This is a genomic window from Moraxella oculi, assembly GCF_023336735.1.
GTDB lineage: Bacteria > Pseudomonadota > Gammaproteobacteria > Pseudomonadales > Moraxellaceae > Moraxella > Moraxella oculi.
The window spans coordinates 14,453-35,672 of the sequence record NZ_JAMBAQ010000015.1 but is presented as its reverse complement, the minus strand read 5'-3'; the positions used below and the strand labels follow the sequence as shown (position 1 = coordinate 35,672).

Below are 21,220 nucleotides of genomic sequence, written 5' to 3'. Positions count from 1 at the left end.
ATGCCTACCTACGCGCCAGATTTTCTTAGACGCATATCATTGCATAGTGTACGCCATTTCATAACAGATAACAAGTTGCAAAAACTTTTAAAGTGCAAACAATATTAATTTTTTAAAAAAAAAATGACAAAATTCACATCGTTTGCCATTTTTAACATATGATAGAATTCACATGGGCATAAAAAAACCACCAAGCATCGCCAGTATGATTGACAATCACTTCATGACACTCACCTAAGAAACCAATCCTGTACCAAATGCTACCATACACAATCAGCCTTTAACCTTTAAAAAAGACAACGCATCACAAAAGCTTTGGCATGTGATAAGTATTTAAGTGTTGATGACAGATCAGCCCATCATTCAAACTAGTAACATATCACCACCCAAAAAAACAAAAAAATGAGCAGCACATGACACTGCCCATTTTAAAAAATGACTATTTAAAAATTAGCCCGCCGTATCAAGCAGCATGTTACGAATGTGTCCGATTGCCTTGGTTGGGTTTAGCCCCTTTGGACAAACCGACACACAGTTCATGATGCCACGACAGCGGAACAAGCTAAATGGGTCATCAAGTCTGGCAAGACGCGCTTGGGTATCACTATCACGGCTGTCAATGATGAAGCGGTAACCATTAAGCAGTGCTGACGGCCCTAAGAATTTATCAGGATTCCACCAAAATGATGGGCATGAAGTCGAACAGCACGCACACAAGATACATTCATACAATCCATTTAGCTTCTCACGCTCTTGTGGCGATTGTAGGCGTTCTTTTGGCGGTGCAGGCTGGTTGTTGATGAGATATGGATGCACTTTTTCATACTGTGCATAAAACTGGTTCATGTCCACAACCAAATCTTTAATCACAGGCAAACCTGGCAATGGGCGAACAACGATTTTTTTTGGCAAGGTGTTCATGTTAATTAAGCACGCCAAGCCATTTTTACCATTGATATTCATACCATCAGAACCACAGATGCCCTCACGGCAGCTGCGACGGAATGTCAAGGTTTCGTCCATCTTTTTTAGACGCAACAAGACATCAAGAAGCATACGATCAGAATCTAACAATTCAATCTCGTAAGTTTGCATATAGGGGGCTTTGTCTTTGTCTGGGTCGTAGCGATAAATCTCTACAATGCGAGTGCCTCGACTCATAAAAATTCTCCATTGGGCATTTGGGATTTTTAACATGGTCAATCCAATGTTAAAAATGACCTAATTTAATTATGAATATTCAACTTAAAATTGACACAAATAGCAATTTAACCCACATGGTCTATCGTGCCAAAAGGCGGCGGTTTTTTGGTGTCGTCCAAGCAAAACCGCTCTGTTTTTATCAAGCTTAGAAAGTACGCACGCGTGGCTCGCAATAATCCACAGTCAGTGGCTTTTTGCGGACTGGTTTGTAAATCACACGATTCCCCTCTGAGTACCAAAGGGTGTGCTTCATCCACTCATGATCATTACGACCCAGCGGTGCATATTCATCATCAGAAGGGCGTTCATAATCCAGTACTGAGTGGGCACCACGGCATTCATGGCGAAGAGCTGCTGATAGCATGGTAGCCTTGGCGACTTCATAAAGGTTTGCCACTTCTAACGCCTCAATACGGGCAGTGTTAAACACGGCTGATTTGTCTTGCAGATGAATATTTTCAACTTTCGGTGCCAATGCTAAAATTTTCTGCACGCCCTCATCCATCAGGGCTTGGGTGCGGAATACGCCAGCATGTGCTTGCATGATGGCACGAATCTCATCGGCAACCTCTTGGGCATTATGACCTTGAGTTGAGTTTTGAAGTTTGTCAAGGCGTGCTTGGGTAAAGTCAAGCACTCTAGGATCAAGAGGCTTATAGCCACGATCTGACTTAGCAAACTCATCTAAAATGTGCTGACCTGCTGCACGACCAAACACCACTAAGTCAAGCAAAGAGTTGGTGCCTAAGCGGTTCGCTCCGTGCACAGACACACACGCACATTCACCAATCGCATAAAGACCCTTAATGATGCGACCTTCTGTGTAAAGACCTTGTTCATCTACATGACCATCAAGCACAGGGACGGTTACCTGACCGTGAATGTTCGTTGGAATGCCACCCATCATATAGTGAATAGTCGGCACTACTGGTACTGGCTCTTTGGTGATGTCCACATTGGCGAAGTTGTGGCTGATTTCAAATACTGATGGCAGGCGTTTCATGATTTCAGCATGACCCAAGTGAGTCATATCCATCACGATATAGTCGCCATTAGGACCACAGCCACGACCTTCTTTGATCTCTTGGTCCATTGAACGAGAAACGAAATCACGAGGAGCCAAGTCTTTTAATGTTGGGGCATAACGCTCCATGAAGGCTTCACCGTGCTTATTACGAAGAATGGCACCTTCACCACGACAACCTTCAGTCAAAAGCACGCCAGCACCTGCCACACCGGTTGGGTGGAATTGCCAAAACTCCATATCTTGTAGCGGAATGCCTGCACGCACCACCATGCCCAGACCATCGCCAGTATTGATGTAGGCATTCGTCGATGCACGGAATATACGCCCTGCACCGCCAGTTGCTAAGACAGTCGTGGGTGCTTGAAACGCAGAGATGTTGCCAGTTTCTTGGTCAAGAGCGATGACACCGTTGATATTACCATCTGCATCTTTGATGAGGTCAAGAGCAATCCACTCAACAAAAAACTGAGTACCCTTTTCTAGATTCTTTTGATATAGCGTGTGCAAAAGTGCATGTCCAGTACGGTCCGCCGCAGCACACGCACGAGGCACTGGCTTTTCACCATAGTTGGCAGAGTGTCCGCCAAATGGACGCTGATAAATCGTACCATCTGCATTACGGTCGAAAGGCATACCCATGTGTTCAAGCTCATAGACGACCTTTGGTGCTTCACGGCACATGTATTCAATCGCGTCTTGATCGCCCAGCCAGTCTGAACCTTTGACAGTATCATAAAAATGAAAATGCCAGTTATCATTACTCATGTTACCCAAAGATGCTCCGATACCACCTTGTGCGGCAACGGTATGGCTACGAGTTGGAAACACCTTGGTTAGGACGGCCACTTTCATGCCACCTTCTACCAGCTGTAACGATGCACGCATGCCAGAGCCACCACCGCCGACGATGACAGCATCAAAATTGAGCGTTGGGATATTATTAATTTTATTATCTTGTGCTGATGCCATGTTAATTCCTAAAACTTTATCAATGTATCAGATGATGATCGGCAACTTACCAAAAAATCATCACGCCCCAAAACAGATACACCAAAACAGCAATGATGACCACTGCCTGGAGCAACAAACGCAAGCCTGATGATTTGACATAATCAGTAAAAACCGTCCACATACCCACCCATGCGTGGAATACGAGCGATAAAATCGCCACAAGGCTAAACAGTCTCATCGGTAGGCTCATCATAAAGCCATGCCAAGTGTCATAGTTAACATCACTAAGCAAGAAAAAGCCCATAATGACCAGTGAATACACCGCAAGCACAACGGCACTGATGCGCTGCAGCACCCAATCACGAGAGCCTGAGCCAGTCAGACCTGTCGCACTTTTCATACCCGAATTATTTCTAGCCATCAGAACATCACCCATACAAACGAAGCCACAATCAAGACAGCAGCGATCACAAAGCTTACAATCGCAGCCATCTTGCCTGACTTAAATTCTTCATTCATGCCAAGGTCGGCCAACAAATGCTTGCAACCCATCACAAAATGGTATGCCGTTGCCGCCACAAAAACCCATGCTATAAAACGAACCAGCACATGATCAAACACCGAAGCAAAACTTTCTGGCGATGACAATGAGGTTTGCAAGGCAAACAGCATGATAGGAACAAGTAAAAACAGCACAATGCCAGAGACACGGTGCAAAATAGAAGCCATTGCAATCGGTGATTTTGAGTTCACCGCAATGACTTGACTTAAAGGTAAGTTAATCGGTCGGTTGCTTTTCACAGCGGGCATCCTTATCTAATTTTAAGCCACATAGGGCAAGGAGAGCTGGCTGACGGAAAAATCCTTGGGCAGCCATGTCAATGGTAAAATACACCAAAAACAACACATGGCTTTTAATAAGTGATGTGGTCAACCCAACACACCCAAGAGTTCACATTCTACACAGCGAACACCATCAAACTACTTTCATAAACAACACATCTAAGTAAGCTAAGTCATCAAGAATCACATCGCTCAAACCCTTAGGGTGCAAGTGATTATCATTTATAAAAGTAGCTTGGTAAATATTGAAATTATAAAACGCTTAAAGAAATTTTACAAATGAATTTGACCGTTTTTGTTAAAAATGTGGCAATTTTTTGTAACTAATAAAAAACAATCGCAAAATCACAACAAACCTAAAAATATTCAAACAAATCATCACATCAGCATGCAATCAATGACAGCAACTTCAATGACCACTTTTGACAATCATGTTTACAATATCAGCCAAGAATCGTTGAAGAACGGTTTGGCATGCTTGCAACTTTGATGCTTTAAAATAATAAAATAAATTGTTACAAATAATGTCATTGTAAATAAAGTTCTTGCCAAAACAATTCATTCCCCCTAAAATCGCCAACCGCGACCAACACAATCATCTTTTCACTCCGTCAAGACCGTCTGGTCAGCGGAAGGTTTTGATTTTTTTGTGTTGAAAGCTTGTAAGTTGTGCAAAGTTTTTGTATTATCAATACGCCAGCTGTTTGTTTGGTGTATTTTTTCATGCACCAAAGTACAAAACAAGGATGTCGCATCAAGATAAAGGCTTATATGGATGCGATCTGATCGTCAATTGCATTTTTGGTTTGCCATGGTGGTGAAGTAAAGATGCTCAAGGACACTAACAATCAAAAGAGGTTTATCATGTCAGAAGTTAAATTAGTTGTAGATGGCACAGAATATGAGATGCCAGTACTAGAATCGACTTTAGGTCGCCCTGTTTTAGATGTTTCTGCGGTTAGCAAGGCAGGTTTTTGGACTTATGACCCAGGCTTTATGGCAACCGCCCCTGTAGAATCGAAGCTGACTTATATTGATGGCGAAAAAGGCGAGCTGTTGCATCGTGGCTATGCAATTGATGATTTGGCAGCAAATGCCGACTATCTAGAGGTATGCCACGCCCTACTCTATGGCGATTTGCCAAATGCTGAAGAAAAAGAAGCGTTTTATAAACGAATTTCCAATCAAATGGCGGTACACGACCAACTGCGTAAATTTTTTGAAGGCTTTCGCCGTGATGCTCACCCGATGGCAATCATGGTTGGTGTGGTTGGTGCATTGTCTGCATTTTATCACAACCACTTGGACATCTCTGACCCAGAACATCGTGATGAGACGGCAGTTGATTTGATTGCCAAAGTTCCCACCCTAGCAGCGATGAGCTATAAGTACTCAATCGGTGAACCATTCTTGTATCCACGCAAAGATTTTAGCTATGCTGAAAACTTCTTGTACATGATGTTCGCCACGCCAGGAGATGTTGATTACAAGCCAAACCCTGTGGTGGTCAAGGCAATAGATAAAATCTTTACTTTGCATGCCGACCATGAGCAAAACGCCTCCACCTCTACAGTTCGTCTGGCAGGCTCAACTGGTGCCAACCCTTATGCGTGTATCGCTGCAGGCATTGTGGCATTGTGGGGCCCATCACATGGCGGGGCTAATGAAGCGGTTCTTGAAATGCTTGATGAAATTGGCACGATTGAAAATGTCGCACCATTCATGGAAAAAGTAAAAGCCAAAGAAGCCAAATTGATGGGCTTTGGTCATCGTGTTTACAAAAACTTTGACCCTCGTGCCAAAGTAATGAAAGAAACTTGCGATGAAGTACTAGGAGCATTGGGCGTCCACGATCCTAAGCTAAAACTGGCGATGGAGCTTGAACAAATTGCTCTAAATGACCCATATTTTGTAGAACGCAAGCTATATCCAAATGTAGACTTCTACTCTGGCATCATCTTAAAGGCAATTGGCATCCCAACCTCAATGTTTACCGTCATCTTTGCCTTGGCTCGTACGGCAGGCTGGATCAGCCACTGGACAGAAATGCATTCAGAGCCTTTCAAAATCGGTCGTCCACGCCAACGCTACACTGGCGAAACACACCGCCCATTCGTCAAATTAGAAGACCGCAAATAATTTCCATGCACATAAAAAACTCTCCATATTTGGAGAGTTTTTATGTGTCAGAACACATGAGCCATCATAATCAGACGACTCATCTGCCAAATCATCAAAGCCCTGCTTGCTTTAATAGAGTGCCAAAACTACCTACCTTATCAGTCGATTTGGCTTGGTTTGATTTTTGTGGACGGACATCTTTTTTTGACGCGTTCTTGGTCTTTTTATCAACATGCCTTGGCTTGTCAGTCTGGGATTGCTGAGTCGCCGCCTTATCCGATTTCATACTAAAACCGATACGACCACGAGATTCATCCACCGAAATCACACGCACACTAACGATGTCTTGTGGTTTGACTACGGTTGCAGGATTATCTACGAAAGAGTCAGAAAGTTCGGAGATGTGCACCAGGCCATCTTGATGCACACCCACATCAACAAAGCACCCAAATGCCGTCACATTGGTTACCACACCTTCTAACACCATGCCGACTTGCAAATCCTTAATATCATTAACATCATCACGGAACTTGGCCGTCTTAAACTCACCACGCGGATCATGGGCAGGCTTCGCCAACTCGCTAAGCACGGTAGCAAGCTGACTAAAATCATCCGCACTGTCATTAAGTGATCTGGCAAGCACTTCATTACCAAGCACCTCCGCCAAAGACTTATCCGCTTTACGCAAAATCTCATAGACCAGACCATAACTTTCTGGGTGCACGCCAGTAGCATCAAGTGGCTCCGTACCGTCTTTGATACGCAAAAATCCTGCCGCTTGCTCAAAAGTTTTGACGCCCAATCGAGGCACAGCTTTTAACTCTTCACGATTTTTAAACACACCATTAGCACGACGATAATCAACGATTTGCTGGGCGACATTTTTGTTCAAACCTGCAATGTGAGCCAAAATTGCAGGGCTTGCAGTATTGACATCAACCCCCACCGCATTCACACAGTCTTCTGTTACCTTGTCCAGACTGCTACCAAGCTCTGTCTGATTGACATCATGCTGATATTGGCCAACGCCGATTGCCTTCGGCTCAACTTTTACAAGCTCTGATAAAGGGTCTTGTAAGCGACGAGCAATCGACACAGCCCCACGCACCGACACATCCAAATCAGGCAGTTCAGCACTGGCAATTTCACTGGCAGAGTATACGGAAGCACCTGCCTCAGAGATGACGACAGCTTTGGCGGATAACTCATCATCATTAATAATGGATTTGACCAACGATTCAGATTCACGACTTGCCGTACCGTTACCGATGGCAACCAACTCCACACCATGCGTCTTAATCAAGCCAGCAATGATGCGGCGTGCCTCATCAACTTTATTGTAAGGCTCAAATGGATACACGGTATCCGTCGCCAGCACATCACCCACCGCATCAATCACCGCCATTTTTACGCCATGGCGTATGCCTGGATCAACACCTAAAATCACCTTGCGACCAGCAGGCGGTGTCATTAACAGATGTTTTAGATTCTCAGCGAACACCCCAATGGCATCAGTTTCGGCCATCACACGGCGTTCGGTTAAAAGTCGGTGCTCAATTTGACCACGCCATTTGACATGCCAAAGCTTATCTGCCACATCTGCCAAAAACGCCCCGTTATCCGCTGTCTCATCGACTTTAAAGTGTGATTTGATTTTACTAATGAATGGTTCGTCTTCGCCATCAACATGCAATACCAGCACATTTTGTTGGCGACCACGCAACATGGCAAGGAGGCGATGATTGGAAAGCTTTGAGAACGGCTCATCATGCTCAAAATAGTCTTTAAACTTCTCACCCGCCTCTCTTTTTTCCTCACTCACAAGTTCTGAACGAATGCTTGCCGTCTGATTAAAGCCAAGTCTTACCTCATCAAGCAAAGCCAACTCTTGAGCCCAGGCGTCCAAGATGATGGCTTGCACGCCTGACAATTGCTTATCAAACTCTTTAAAATCCGCCTCAAAAGTTTCGCCTGTCTCATCGGTCAAGGTATCAGGGCAATCAAACCCTGCCAACGCATCAACAGGACTTGCTCCTGCCAAAATCGCTTTGGCGACTGGATCTAAACCCGCCAATTTGGCACGAGCAGCAACAGAACGCCTGCGTGGACGATAAGGCTGATAAATCTCTTCAAGTTCCAATTTTGTGCCTGCTTGCTCGATGCGTGCCACCAGCTCATCTGTTAAAACATTTTGAGCAGTCATCAACTCCATGATTTTTAGACGCCTTGCTGCCAAATCACGCTCAATGGTCAAGTTTTTTTCCAAAATACGCAAAACGCCATCATCAAGACCGCCAGTCTGCTCTTTGCGATAACGGGCGATGAATGGCACACTCGCCCCCTCATCAAACAACTGGGCAAATGCCGCCACTTGATTTTGGCGTATGCCATGATTCTTAGCCAGCTTATCATAGATGTCGTCATGATTGATGACGGATTGAATGTTTTCACTCATAAGTATTGTTCAACCGTGGATTTGAAAATAGTTACCATTTTATCACAGTCAACCGATCTTAAAAACCGCAAATTAGACCAAAAGCATGATTTGGGTTAAAAATTGTTATTGTTGGTAAATTTTATCTCATACAAAAGCTTCGGCATGATATGATGATGGTGCATGGTCAAGGCTTGATCAGCAACACTTGATCACTCTAAAATGACCAAGCTTGTCAAAAAACTAGTTACATTTTTTTGTGCAATGTTGTACACTAAATAACACATTTTAAAAACAACCAAGGATAACCCATGACAGAACTCAATGAAAACATCGCTCATCGAATTTTGGTGGTGGATGATGATGTGCGTCTGCGTACGCTGTTACAGCGTTTCTTAGAAGATGCTGGTTTTGTGGTGCGTGTGGCACATGATGGCAAGCAAATGGACAAGCTTATTGCTCGTGAGATTTTTTCACTGATCGTACTTGATTTGATGTTGCCTGATGAAGACGGCATCAGCATCTGCAAACGCTTGCGTACTGAAAATTCCGACATACCCATCATCATGCTCACCGCCAAAGGTTCAGACAGTGATCGCATTGCAGGATTGGAAGCTGGTGCAGATGACTACTTACCCAAGCCCTTTAACCCAAAAGAACTGCTTGCACGCATCAAAGCAGTGCTTCGCCGTCAAAATCGTGAATTGCCTGGCGCACCAAGCCAACAAATGGAAGTGGTGGAGTTTGGCCCTTGGACGCTTGATCTATCCACACGCACCTTAAAGAAAGATGGCAACATCGTTACACTGACAACAGGTGAGTTTAGCGTTCTAAAAGCTCTTGTTCAGCACCCAAGAGAGCCTTTGACTCGTGACAAACTCATGAATTTGGCACGCGGTCGTGAATGGGGAGCAATGGAAAGATCCATCGATGTGCAGGTGTCTCGACTGCGTCGCTTGATTGAGGACAACCCTTCTCAAGCCCGATACATTCAAACCGTCTGGGGTGTAGGATATGTATTTGTGCCAGATGGTGCAGAAGGCTAGATGTTCATCAAATCTGAACAAAAAAGCAGGCGTCCACCTGCTTTTTTCAGACTTAATCTTAATCAAACCTAATGATGATGCAGCACACGCCTGCAACCAAACTTGGTGATGCACCAAATCGCTCAAGCAAATACCGACCATACACTCTGCACAAAGTACCTATCGACGCCTTTGTAATAAGTACATTCCTGCCAACGCACTGATGACAATCGGTAGTAGCGACATCATGAATGGCGACAACTTAGCTGCCAACGCAATGAATCCCATCAAGTCGGTCAAGTAGCTAAACAACAACCCTGTCAATAAAGCCAAAACAATCCGAAGCCCTAAGCCTTGAGAACGCAACGATCCAAAAACAAAAGATGATGCCACCAGTACTAAGGATAATACCGCAAAGGGAGACAGTAGTTTTTGCCAAAAGATAAGTTCATGACGCAAACTGGGTACTCCTTGATGACGCATCAGCTGTCTGTGAGCATACAGATCTGTTAAAGACATGTCATCAGGCTTGCGAGTTAATAAATGCACATCGCTGGGTGCAATCGGTAGCGTCAAGGTTGTGGTGCGTTCACGATTTTGACTCACACCTTTTACACCAACATCAATGGCATTGACATCATTCAACTGCCAAGTATAGCGAGTGTCATTTTTGGCGTTTGTATGACTGCCTGAACCTGCACGCATGGCAGCGATCAGACTGCCCTCATGAAGCGTATAGCTTTTGACCTCGCCCAATCCACCCTCACTGTCGGCATAGCTGATATAGATGATGTCTTGAACGCCATCATGCTCACTGACAGACCAATAGCCGTTCACAGAGGCCAGCCGATCGATGGGCTTACCGACGCTGACAGCATCAGCTTTTTGGTTGGTTATCGGCAAAACGAACTGACTGGTTATTAAAGAGATTGCCACAAATAGGCTTGCAGGCATCATCGCCCAACCAATGATACCTGACTTACTCACGCCTGATGCCTGCATGCTGACCAATTCACTGTTATTTGCCAGCAAACCAAGCCCAATTACCGTACCCAAAAGAGCACCTGTTGGAATGAACTGCACCAAAAAATAAGGCGATCGGTATGCAATGAATTTAAGTGCATCCACCAGCGTATAAGATTCCTTAATATTTTCAAGTTCACTTAAATACGCAAACACCATTTGTAATAGCCAAAGCCCTACAACTGCCCCAAGCATTGCCCAAAATACCGCTTGAATGACATAGCGTGCTAAAATATAGGATCTCATCATCTAACCTTGTTCATCATTTCGAACATTTTGGCGATTGAGTGCTAAGCGTGCCATCAATTGAGCATGGTAATTGACATACATCGCAAACAGCATCAGCAAAACAAGCACCAAAGGATACGCCCAATCACCAAGTCTGCCTTTGGCAACCAAGCCTTTTAGAGAAATCAAAATCAGCACATTTGCCACAAATATGAAAATTGCAGGAATAAGCCTAAACCACCTACCCTGTCTTGGTCGCACCTGTGCCAATGGAGGGGCCAGCATCACCGCAAGCACAATCAGCCATGGTAGACTCATTCGGTAGCCCAATTCGGCGCGAATCTCGGCAAGAGTCACCCCATTGGCAGGTTTATGCAGATGTTGCAACAACTCTCCTGTCGCCCACCCTTCAATTTTCATCGGTTTTAGTTCGTTTGCTTGACCTACTGCCAATGAGATGCGGTAGTTCTCAAAACCAATCTGACTGTACTTCTTGCTGGCAGCATCCACCTCATAACGCCGACCTTGATGCAAATCCAACCGCAACACGCCATCACTACTTGGTATCTGCACGGCAGACTTGGCATAAATGATGGTATCTTGTTCTCGCAACAATTCACTTGGCACATTTTCGGCAAGCGTTTGTGCTTTTTTAGCAATCTCTGCATCCTGTGTTGCAATGTCATTGATTGACTGAATGGATGAATTTTTTGGCATCTGAATGACGATGACATCTTTTAGATATTCCCTATTGTCGTCAACTTCACCTACATACAGATGGTAATCTCCACTACTGACAAATTTTTTTGGTATGATGAAATCAAATACTTCCAATACCGATTGTTCTTGCCAAATGTTGGTCGCTTTTGCCACACCCCACGGCTTACCTATGATTGTGATGCATGATTGTGCCACAAATGCCATGATGACCAATGGCAGCAGCATTCTCGCCACTCGACCACGACTGATGCCACTAGCATTTAAAACCGCCATTTCACGGTCTTCATAGAAACGGCCAAAGACAAGCATCAACCCAATAAAAAATGACAGGGGAAAAATTAATTCTAAAAAATAAGGCAGATTATAGCCGATCAGCGTAAACAGCACGCCGATATCCAACCCACCTTCTGCAGCCATGCCAAAATAACGAATCAGACGCCCGCCTAACAGCATCACCACCAAAAACCCCAAAACCACAGCAGTGGTTATGGCGACTTCTTTATTGATGTATCGGCGTAAAATCACGAATTTATCCAAAATAAGCAGACTAATCGGTCATTATATCAAAACTTTAAGACAAAAATCTTAAATTTTAGATGGTTGACAATCGGTTTTTGCAACCGAATATGTCAATCACCGACCCAAGAATTTTTCAAAAAGCAGTCAAGGGATTTTTAATTCAAGATCAGTTACAACCAGTCTCTTACACAAAATTCAATAAATGTGTTAAACTAAATATGTGCAAATTTTGCCAACCTCATTGATCATTGTCATAAATACACTTAAGGAATAACCATGACATTTACCACCCAAGTTCATTCAAAATTAACTTTAAAAAAACCAACCAAAAACACCCCAGCTCCCCAACTTGTTTTTTTTGCTGACAGCAACGGCAATCTTTTAGGCAATGTCTCTGGCGAACACGCCAAGCGTGCTGAACGATTGATCGCCAAATCAAGCTTTAGCGGTGAGCTGTGTGCCAGCATTAGTGATTATGGACTGGATATTGATGGCAGCGGCATCACAGTCATTGGTGCAGGTAAATTGGAAAAGTTGGCAGGCAATATCCAAAAACTTGGAGCAGCCACCTATAAATCCATCAAAAATCACACAACAGCTTTCATCAATTGGGGTGATGCCATCTGCCAAAAGCATTTCTCACAGTTCGCCCTTGCACTACTAAATGCCAGTTATCGTTTTGACCGACACTTTTCTAAAAAATCAGAATCAGATGCCTTGAAAGCGGTACATTTTGTCAATCATAAAGACAGTTTGGTAGAGTATGAGGCAGCTTTAAGTCTGACAAAAGCAACTTTCAAAGGTCAGTCTTTTGCACGAGATTTGGCGAATGAAGCTCCTAACATCTTAAATCCCAGCACTCTTGCCAAAGAAGCTAAAAAGCTTGCCAAAGAGTATGGCGATAAGGTTGAACTGACTGTGCTTGGCGAAAAGGAAATGACAAAACTTGGCATGGGCTGCTTCATGTCTGTTTCAAAAGGTTCAGCAGAAGAAGGCAAACTGATCATTCTAGAATACTTTGGCAAAACCAAAAAGACCAAAAAATCCAAACTCAATCAACCCATCGCACTGGTGGGCAAAGGCATTACTTTTGACACAGGTGGCATCTCACTAAAACCAAGTGCTGGCATGGATGAGATGAAATTTGACATGGGTGGTGCAGCAGCCATGTTAGGCACCACTAAGGCCATCTGTGAAGCAGGCATTGAGATTGATCTCGTTACCGTCATTGCTGCTGCTGAAAACATGCCTTCTGGCAAGGCGACACGCCCTGGCGATATTGTTACAGCAATGGATGGCACCAGCGTAGAGATTTTGAATACTGATGCAGAAGGTCGTTTGGTTCTGTGTGATGCTTTATGCTATGTCCAAGACAACTATCAGCCTCGAACCATCATTGATGCGGCTACTTTGACGGGTGCCTGTGTCATTGCACTAGGTTCAGTACGCTCGGCTGTGTATAGCAATGATGAAGATACGCTATTTGCCCTAGAAACTGCTGGCGAATACACCAACGACCTGCTATGGCAAATGCCACTTGATGATGAGTACGCCGCACAGCTTAAATCAAATTTTGCCGACCTTCCAAATGTTGGTAGCCGAGAAGGCGGCTCCATCACAGCAGCGTGCTTCTTAAAGCATTTCATCAAAGAAGGTCAAGCATGGGCACATCTGGATATCGCAGGCACAGCATCAATCAGCGGTGCAAATAAAGGTGCTACTGGTCGTCCTGTACCGATGTTGGTACAATTCTTAAAAGCACAAGCATCTTAACCATCTTTTTTAATCCATAGCACACTCAATAAACCACCCTAAGATCTGGGTGGTTTTTCTATTGAAAGATGCGATTGTGAAGATGATAAACGGTGCTTCATCGTAAAACGCAGACACCTAACAGCAAAATGGTGATGGCATCATTGAGAATGGCTGGCATCAGACCATGCCAACCTTAGACACAAAAACATGCATCGCTACCTCAATCACCCATCAAGGCTTCTGCCATGATTATATCCGGTCAACACCAACAGCTTTTGATTTGATCTTAAGTATCTAATATTGGTTCTTGCAGACAGCTTAAAGTCCAATGACTTTTGCATTAAAACACCCCAAAGTTCAGCAGAGTAACTTTTGGGGCGTGGTTCAAATTAAGAGGCTTTCTGATAAGACAGTCAACACATCACTTCAACACTTCCGCCATGGCATTGGCGACATATTCAATGTTTTTATTATTCAAGCCTGCAATGCACATGCGACCATTTTCCACCATATACACCGCAAACTCTTCACGCAAGCGTACCACTTGCTCAGTAGTCAAGCCAGTAAAGCTAAACATGCCACGCTGCTTAATGAAATAGCTAAAATCACGCTCTGGTAATTTGGCACTGAGCAGATCGTGTAGTTTTTGACGCATGTCACGAATGCGATCACGCATTTCATACACCTCGCCCAACCACTGCTCAAATAACACCTCATCATTCATCACGGTATCCACCACCGCACCGCCATGTGCTGGCGGGCTAGAGTAAATACGACGCACGGTGGATTTTAACTGACCAAGCACACGACAAGCTTCATCTTGTGATGGTGCAACGACAGACAGACCGCCGACACGCTCACCATAAAGCGACAGATTCTTTGAAAATGAATTTGAGATGAATACTGGCAAGCCTAACTCGACAGCACGGCGAATCGCATGAGCATCGCTTTCCATGTTCTCGCCAAAGCCTTGATACGCAATGTCCATGAAAGGAATGAGTTTTTTGTCTTTGATGATGTCCAGCACGATATCCCATTGCTCATCACTCAAATCAACCCCTGTTGGGTTGTGGCAGCATGGGTGCAACAACACCACATCATTTTCATTCAAAGTTTTGAAAAACTCGCACATTTCATCAAACTTAACGCCAATCGTAGCAGCATCATAGTATGGGTATTTGCCCACTTCGATCCCCGAGCCCTCAAAGATGCTGATATGATTACCCCAAGTTGGGTTTGACACATAGCATTTGGCAGCTGGGAACCACTGATGAATGAATTCTGCGCCAATTTTGAGTGCTCCAGATCCACCCAAAGTAGCGATTGTCGCCACACGCCCTTCAACCACCGCTTGACTGTCTTTACCTAGCAATAGATTTTGGCAGGCTTGCTGATAACCTTTCAAACCGTCCATCGGCAAATAACCACGAGGGCGTGGTGGATTGGCGATTTGTGCTTCGGCGGCTTTCACACATTCTAACACTGGCAGCTTGCCATCTTCGGTATAATACACCCCCACACCCAAATTTACTTTAATGTCATTGCGTGAGTCATTGGCAAATTTATCCATCAAACCCAGAATTGGGTCGCCTGCATACTGCTCAACATGTTGAAACATATCATTTTTCCTTTTATAAAAAACCAGCTAAAAAGCTTTTTGACCAATCTTTAACCAGCACAGTATAGCGGAAATCATTCCCCTTGTGCAGATAATTTTTTCAATTCAACAATGCGAAATGTAACCAAATATCAATCTGTAGGACTACTGACCAAAAATTCGTGTGCATTATCAATCAAAAATGTTTTAAAAGCGAGTGCAGCTGGCGATAGTGAGCGATTTTTGTGCGTATAAAGTAAGAAATTTCGCTCCACCACAGGCTCAGCAATCGGTCGCATCACAAGCCCATACAATTCCACCCACTCCGCCGCATACAGCAAGCAAATGGTTACCCCAAGACCCATTCTGGTCATGCCCAACGCCGTTGATAGAAAATTAATTTTAAAATCAGGATTAAAAATGCGACTGGAAATCGGTGCTGGCAACTCATTTTGTAAGGATTTGATAAAGGGGCCGTTGAGTGTGATCAGTCGTTCATTTAATAAATCAGACCAACGCACCACCTCTTTGTTGGCAAAAGGATGCGTCTTTGGTAACACCAAATAAAAAGGCGAGCAAAACAGAGTGTCGGTCTGCAAGTCATCTGAGTAGGTGCGTTCAGGTGCAATGCCCAGATCCGCCTCCAGATTCTCAATAGAATTCACCACATCATCAACAGAGCAATCCGTCAGTGTTACTTGAATGTGCGGATGGCGTTCACAGAATTTGGCAATGAACTTTGGCATGGTTGAGGCGGAAAGCTGCTGTGATACCGCCAAGCGTACATGTCCTTGATGCAGGGATTTAAGATTGGCAACCTTTTCATTAAGCACCGACATTTCGTTGAGTACACGGCGAGCCTGTGGCAATAATCGCATGCCTGCATCGGACAAATGCAGCTTTCTGGTTGTCCGATCAAACAGTTTAACATCTAAAGTTTGCTCAAATTCTTTAATTTGTCCGCTTAGTGCAGATTGAGTTAAGCATAAAGTCTCTGCCGCTTTGGTAAAGCTGCTTTGTTCAGCGACCAACACAAAAGCACGCAATTGTCGCAGCGTGGTACTCACGACGATCGTTCCTAATGATGTATGTATCAATTATTATAAATAATAATTTTAAAGATACAAGTGCCTAAAATAAATCCAATCTTACCATCTCACAAAAACCCATCATCAAAATTCAAGCGTTCTGTTAGATGAGAAAAAGCATTCACGCCCAGTCATCGGGTCTATGAAACACAGGGAATATGCCAACAGCTGCAATGGCAAGGTAAAATCATTTGTCGCTTTATGCCGCACGCAAGGATAATAAGGGTCGTTTTTAATAGCAATGCCCAAATGATTTAAATGAACACGCAATTGATGCAATTTTCCCGTACTAGGCTCTAGCTCATATTTCGCCCAATCGCCTTGCGTTTTGATTAAGGTCATGCGTGTGTGTGAGTTGGGTTTTTCACTCTTTACTTGCATGATATAAAACGGATCGCCTCTTGTCAGATGTAAATGTAAATCCAACGGAAATGTCAACTCATGATTGATGGGGGCGATGGCGTGATAAATTTTTTTGATGTCTTGAGTGTGGAATAATGACTGATAAAGGCTACGAGTTTTCGGATTTTTACTGATTAAAATCAGCCCTGCCGTTTCCTTGTCAAGTCGATGTATGGGAGATAGATCTGGATTGTTGGTTTGGTGTTTTAGTCGAGTTAATAGCGTTTGCTTGACATAGTCGCCACTAGGGGTTACTGTCAAAAAATGTGGCTTATCAACCACCATGAATTCTTGATTTTCAAAGATGACTTCATGCTCAAATGGTACAACAACCTCACTCGCCAAAAATCGATAATAGTAAACACTTCGCCCATGCACATAAGGCTCATCAGCACGAACAGGCATGCCATCATCCCAAAAAACCAATCCCTCATCAAATCGCCTTTGCCACTCATCAATGGTGATGTGGGGGAATTTTTGACAAAAAAAATCAAAAATCAAAGCAGGTGTTTTTGCCTTATCACAAAATTTTTCCAAATAAATCTTACTTGGAGACACTCCCTCCATCATGGGCGGTTTGAAAAGCGTGTTCACAAAAATTCTCCTAATTAGCAATGAGCAATACAATTTTGTCAAGTGGCATGCCAACACACTCCTCTTAATAAACCCCTCATCAAAGATGAACGGACACAGCCTTTTATCATGCCCTCATCAAAAAAGACTAAGCCATCGCTCAGTCTTTTTTTTTGACGCTCGGTCAGTATGGAATCGTTGACGATTATTTAATGGACCAGTACTTAGCCTGCCAATTGCCCAAAGCATCTTGGGTTGAATAACCATTAACATAGGGCTTGACCACACGAGCGTTTACTTGATAGTACACCCAAACATTTGGCACATCTTTATCCAAAATGGCTTCTAGCTCATGATAAACTTTCGCACGCTCAGCATCGTTTGACTTGGTCAAGGAAGTCTTTAAAAGAGCATCATAAGTTTTATTAGAATAATTGCCATAGTTACCCGTGCCTTCTGTACGCATGACATTTAAAAAAGTCGCAGGGTCATCATAATCGCCGCACCAAGCAGCACGAGCCATCTGGTGTTCATGATTGCGACGACTTGCCAAATACGCTTTCCATTCTTGATTCACCAAAGTAACCTTAACAAAACCAAGTGCTTCTTGCCATAATGACTGTGCCGCAACAGCGACTTTTTTATGATTCTCACTGGTATTATATAGCAATTCAAATTTTAGTGGGTTTGATTCATCATAGCCCGCCTCGTTCAGCAATCTTTTTGCTTCGGCGATGCGTGCTGATTGATCAAGCTTTTGCCATTCTGGAGTATATTTTGGGTTAGTTGAGACCACCACTGGTGTCATTTGGTAGGATGGGATTTCGCCACGGCCAGCAACTTTGTTGGCGATGGTGTCTCGATCCAGTGCCAAAGTCATTGCACGACGCACACGCACATCGTCAAATGGCGGTTTATTGACATTCATTTCGTAATAATATGAGCAAAAGGATGGTGAAGTTTTCACTTCATCTTTGTTTGCTGATACCAGTACATCACTTGGCACATCAGTAAAGGTGATGTCAATCTCGCCTGCTTGATAGCGTGAAAAATCCGTTGGACCGCTGTCAATCGGTAGAAGTATCAAATTTTCAATGGCGACATTCTTTGCATCATAATAATGTGGGTTCTTAGCGAAAACCATTTTTTCGCCCACACGCCAATCTTTTAGAATGTATGGACCATTAACCACAATGTTTCCTGGCTTTGCCCAAGCATCACCCAGCATTTCCACCACTTTTCTTGGCACAGGACGCATGGCAGTATAAGCAAGCATCTGTGGAAAATACGGCACAGGCTCAGACAAGGTAATTTTTAGCGTTTTGTCATCAATCGCCATCACACCCACCTGTTGCGGTGGTAGCTTGCCCTCAATGATTGCATTGGCATTAAGCACTTTGGCATCTGCAATAAAATTGGCAAAATTAGCGGCAGTTTTTGGATCTACCATACGCTGAAAACTGAACACGAAGTCGTGTGCCGTTACAGGGTCGCCATTCGACCATTTCGCATCTCTCAACTTAAATGTCCAAGTAACATCATCATCACTTTCCCAGCTTTCAGCCATGCCAGCAATCAACTTACCATCAGCATCTGTCGTGGTCAATCCTACAAATTGTTGACGAGCCACCGATGATTCTGGCACACCACCTGTCTTATGCGGATCAAGGGAACTGATCTCCGCCCCATTATTAATGGTCAGTGTGGTCTTATCCTGCTTGCTTGAGGCTGATTTTTTGGTTTGGTTGCTTGATTGGGCGTCTTGTGTTGAGTTATTTCCACAACCCGCCAAGGCGATTGCCATGCTGATGGCCAGTGCAGATGTCGCATATCTTAAAATGATCATAAGCATCCTTTTCTTTTTAATAAACTGTGAATATCATATCATATGACAGTACGCGTTGATCCGTTTTGCCATATTGATAAAAATTTGATTGATGATAATGCAGTCATGAACAAATTAGTTATTCAAAATTGGAATATAAATATACAAAAATTTCAATTGATTAACTTGATTGAGATGGTAGAAGCCAAGAATACTCAATGTCAGCAATTGCTTACAAAAATTGACGATATTGGCGTATTTTCATCAAAGACAGAAATTGGCATAATACCTCCATCAGCAAGGAAATGGCAAATGGACATGCCCAATGGATGAATGCTGAGCTGCCAAGGTGGCAACATACGGAATTTTATGGACAACCAAATAAGGTAAAACCATGGAGCTTGCTCTGTGGTTTTATTTTTTTAATATTGACTTAACACCAAAAGCCTTTTTAGCCCCTTATTAATCGCTTGCAACTTTAACACCAAGGCTAATCAGCACAAATCCTTCCAAACACGCCCAAACTCTCACGAAATTCATTCACCCTTTTGTCAATCATCTGCACTGTCATGAAGACATTTTCGGCATAATCAACCAAGACGATTTCACCGCCCACCTGCTCCACAAGGTAGCGAATTTGAGTCTCATGGGCAAAGGTGGTTACTACCTTAATGATGGACTTTGCAACAAATGGTACAAGAATCATCTCATCTATCAACAGCTGAGTGGCTGTAGCATAAGCTCTTGTCAATCCTCCTGCTCCCAACTTAATCCCACCAAAATAACGCACCACCACGACCAACACATTTCCAATGCCTTTATGCTGCAAAACACTTAAAATCGGTCTGCCTGCCGTGCCATTTGGCTCGCCATCATCATCAAATCCTGCCGAGGTGGTATTGCTTGGATCACCAATGATGTAAGCTGTGCAGTGGTGGCGAGCATCTGGATAACGATGTCGTAGTTGTTCCACATGAAACATGACTTCGTCTTTGTTGTGAATGGGGTACGCAAAAGCAAGAAACTCAGACTTCTTAATTTCATGAATCGCTTGGCAAGGTGCAGACGGTGTGTGGTAAGTCATTTTTTGGCTTTACTGATTAAATATGATAAACTAAAGAATATTCTAACCCATTTTTAAGCAAAAAATCATGCGATTGGACAAATTTATCAGCAAGGCAACAGAGTTGTCTCGCAATGAATGCAAAAAAATTCTGCATCGTGGTGAAATCACCGTCAATGATGAAATCATCAAAGATGGCAGTACTCACATTCAAGCAGATGATGAGGTATTATGGGCAGGCGAACCGTTATTAGTGGCAAATGGCAGTCGCTATATTTTACTGCATAAGCCAGATGGCTTTGAATGCACGCTCAAAGCCAAAGAGTATCCGATTGTTACTGAGTTGATTGCGGTACCAGAAGTATCAAGCTTGCGTATCGCAGGTCGGCTTGATGTGGATACCACAGGGGCATTACTACTATCAGATGACGGTGCTTGGCTACATCGTGTTACCAGCCCGAAAAGACATCAGCCTAAACGCTATGAAATCACGCTGGCAGAGCCGATGAATGCGGACGAACAAGCACACGCCATCAAGCAAGTGGCAAACGGCATCATGCTAGAAGGCGAAACTCAAAAAACCCTGCCTGCCAAGCTGTCCTTTCTTGATGAAACGCATGCCGTTTTAATTCTGACGGAGGGCAAATACCATCAAGTCAAACGCATGATGGCGTATTTTGGCAATAAGGTCATCAGCCTACACCGAGCCAGCATCGGCACAATCAACCTAGATGGCTTGCAAATGGGGGAATGTCGTTTTTTAACCCAAGATGAAATCAAACAATTTTGAACGCATTCAGCTGACCACCTACTCACAAAACAT

Annotated in this window: 17 protein-coding genes; 5 read left to right on the top strand and 12 right to left on the bottom strand. The window is 43.7% G+C overall.

What is annotated here, in order from left to right; translation table 11 throughout:
* Positions 1-450: 450 nt before the first annotated feature.
* The 4 genes from M2R47_RS07635 to sdhC form a co-directional block, all read right to left on the bottom strand.
* Positions 451-1,161, bottom strand: a complete 711-nt coding sequence (locus tag M2R47_RS07635; protein ID WP_249101269.1) for a succinate dehydrogenase iron-sulfur subunit — start codon at positions 1,159-1,161, stop codon at positions 451-453.
* Between the two features lie 187 nt (positions 1,162-1,348).
* Positions 1,349-3,199, bottom strand: a complete 1,851-nt coding sequence (gene sdhA, locus M2R47_RS07630; RefSeq protein WP_249101266.1) for a succinate dehydrogenase flavoprotein subunit — start codon at positions 3,197-3,199, stop codon at positions 1,349-1,351.
* 46 nt (positions 3,200-3,245) lie between these two features.
* Entirely contained in the window at positions 3,246-3,602 is a 357-nt protein-coding gene (sdhD, locus tag M2R47_RS07625; RefSeq protein ID WP_249101264.1) for a succinate dehydrogenase, hydrophobic membrane anchor protein, read from the bottom strand.
* Entirely contained in the window at positions 3,602-3,991 is a 390-nt protein-coding gene (sdhC, locus tag M2R47_RS07620) for a succinate dehydrogenase, cytochrome b556 subunit (RefSeq protein ID WP_249101262.1), read from the bottom strand. The genes sdhD and sdhC overlap by 1 nt, the downstream gene beginning before the upstream one ends.
* An 897-nt stretch (positions 3,992-4,888) precedes the next feature.
* On the opposite strand from sdhC, the gene gltA reads away from it, so the two are divergent.
* Positions 4,889-6,163 carry a citrate synthase gene (gltA, locus tag M2R47_RS07615; RefSeq protein WP_249101259.1) on the top strand — a complete coding sequence of 425 codons (1,275 nt, stop codon included), beginning with the start codon at positions 4,889-4,891 and terminating at the stop codon, positions 6,161-6,163.
* Between the two features lie 94 nt (positions 6,164-6,257).
* Here gltA and M2R47_RS07610 read toward each other — a convergent pair whose 3' ends face one another.
* A complete protein-coding gene (locus M2R47_RS07610) occupies positions 6,258-8,600 on the bottom strand; it encodes a helix-hairpin-helix domain-containing protein (protein ID WP_249101256.1) in 2,343 nt (780 codons plus the stop codon).
* A 290-nt stretch (positions 8,601-8,890) separates the two neighbouring features.
* On the opposite strand from M2R47_RS07610, the gene ompR reads away from it, so the two are divergent.
* On the top strand, positions 8,891-9,625 hold the full coding sequence (gene ompR / locus M2R47_RS07605) for an osmolarity response regulator transcription factor OmpR (RefSeq protein ID WP_249101253.1): 735 nt from the start codon (positions 8,891-8,893) through the stop codon (positions 9,623-9,625).
* 159 nt (positions 9,626-9,784) lie between these two features.
* Here the strand turns inward: ompR and lptG are convergent, their stop codons facing one another.
* Together lptG and M2R47_RS07595 are read right to left on the bottom strand one after the other, a co-directional pair.
* Entirely contained in the window at positions 9,785-10,876 is a 1,092-nt protein-coding gene (gene lptG, locus M2R47_RS07600; protein WP_249101249.1) for an LPS export ABC transporter permease LptG, read from the bottom strand.
* Complete coding sequence (locus M2R47_RS07595; protein WP_249101246.1) at positions 10,877-12,100, bottom strand: LPS export ABC transporter permease LptF; 1,224 nt, start codon at positions 12,098-12,100, stop codon at positions 10,877-10,879.
* A gap of 270 nt (positions 12,101-12,370) precedes the next feature.
* Between M2R47_RS07595 and M2R47_RS07590 the strand changes: the two genes are divergently transcribed.
* Positions 12,371-13,867: a leucyl aminopeptidase gene (locus M2R47_RS07590; protein ID WP_249101243.1), complete on the top strand. Its 1,497-nt coding sequence runs from the start codon at positions 12,371-12,373 to the stop codon at positions 13,865-13,867.
* Positions 13,868-14,270: 403 nt separating this feature from the next.
* Here the strand turns inward: M2R47_RS07590 and M2R47_RS07585 are convergent, their stop codons facing one another.
* The 4 genes from M2R47_RS07585 to M2R47_RS07570 all read right to left on the bottom strand — a co-directional run bounded on the left by M2R47_RS07585 (position 14,271) and on the right by M2R47_RS07570 (position 19,355).
* Positions 14,271-15,467: an amino acid aminotransferase gene (locus M2R47_RS07585; RefSeq protein WP_249101240.1), complete on the bottom strand. Its 1,197-nt coding sequence runs from the start codon at positions 15,465-15,467 to the stop codon at positions 14,271-14,273.
* Positions 15,468-15,598: 131 nt separating this feature from the next.
* Complete coding sequence (locus tag M2R47_RS07580; RefSeq protein ID WP_249101237.1) at positions 15,599-16,513, bottom strand: LysR family transcriptional regulator; 915 nt, start codon at positions 16,511-16,513, stop codon at positions 15,599-15,601.
* Positions 16,514-16,618: 105 nt separating this feature from the next.
* Positions 16,619-17,506: a pseudouridine synthase gene (locus tag M2R47_RS07575; protein ID WP_283162936.1), complete on the bottom strand. Its 888-nt coding sequence runs from the start codon at positions 17,504-17,506 to the stop codon at positions 16,619-16,621.
* A 208-nt stretch (positions 17,507-17,714) separates the two neighbouring features.
* Positions 17,715-19,355 (bottom strand): peptide ABC transporter substrate-binding protein, encoded by a 1,641-nt coding sequence (locus M2R47_RS07570; protein WP_249101233.1) that lies wholly within the window; start codon positions 19,353-19,355, stop codon positions 17,715-17,717.
* Positions 19,356-19,397: 42 nt separating this feature from the next.
* Between M2R47_RS07570 and M2R47_RS07565 the strand changes: the two genes are divergently transcribed.
* Positions 19,398-19,667 (top strand): hypothetical protein, encoded by a 270-nt coding sequence (locus M2R47_RS07565; RefSeq protein WP_249101230.1) that lies wholly within the window; start codon positions 19,398-19,400, stop codon positions 19,665-19,667.
* Between the two features lie 157 nt (positions 19,668-19,824).
* Here the strand turns inward: M2R47_RS07565 and M2R47_RS07560 are convergent, their stop codons facing one another.
* Positions 19,825-20,418, bottom strand: a complete 594-nt coding sequence (locus M2R47_RS07560; protein WP_249101227.1) for a YigZ family protein — start codon at positions 20,416-20,418, stop codon at positions 19,825-19,827.
* Positions 20,419-20,485: 67 nt separating this feature from the next.
* Between M2R47_RS07560 and M2R47_RS07555 the strand changes: the two genes are divergently transcribed.
* On the top strand, positions 20,486-21,187 hold the full coding sequence (locus M2R47_RS07555; RefSeq protein WP_249101224.1) for a pseudouridine synthase: 702 nt from the start codon (positions 20,486-20,488) through the stop codon (positions 21,185-21,187).
* Positions 21,188-21,220 lie beyond the last annotated feature (33 nt).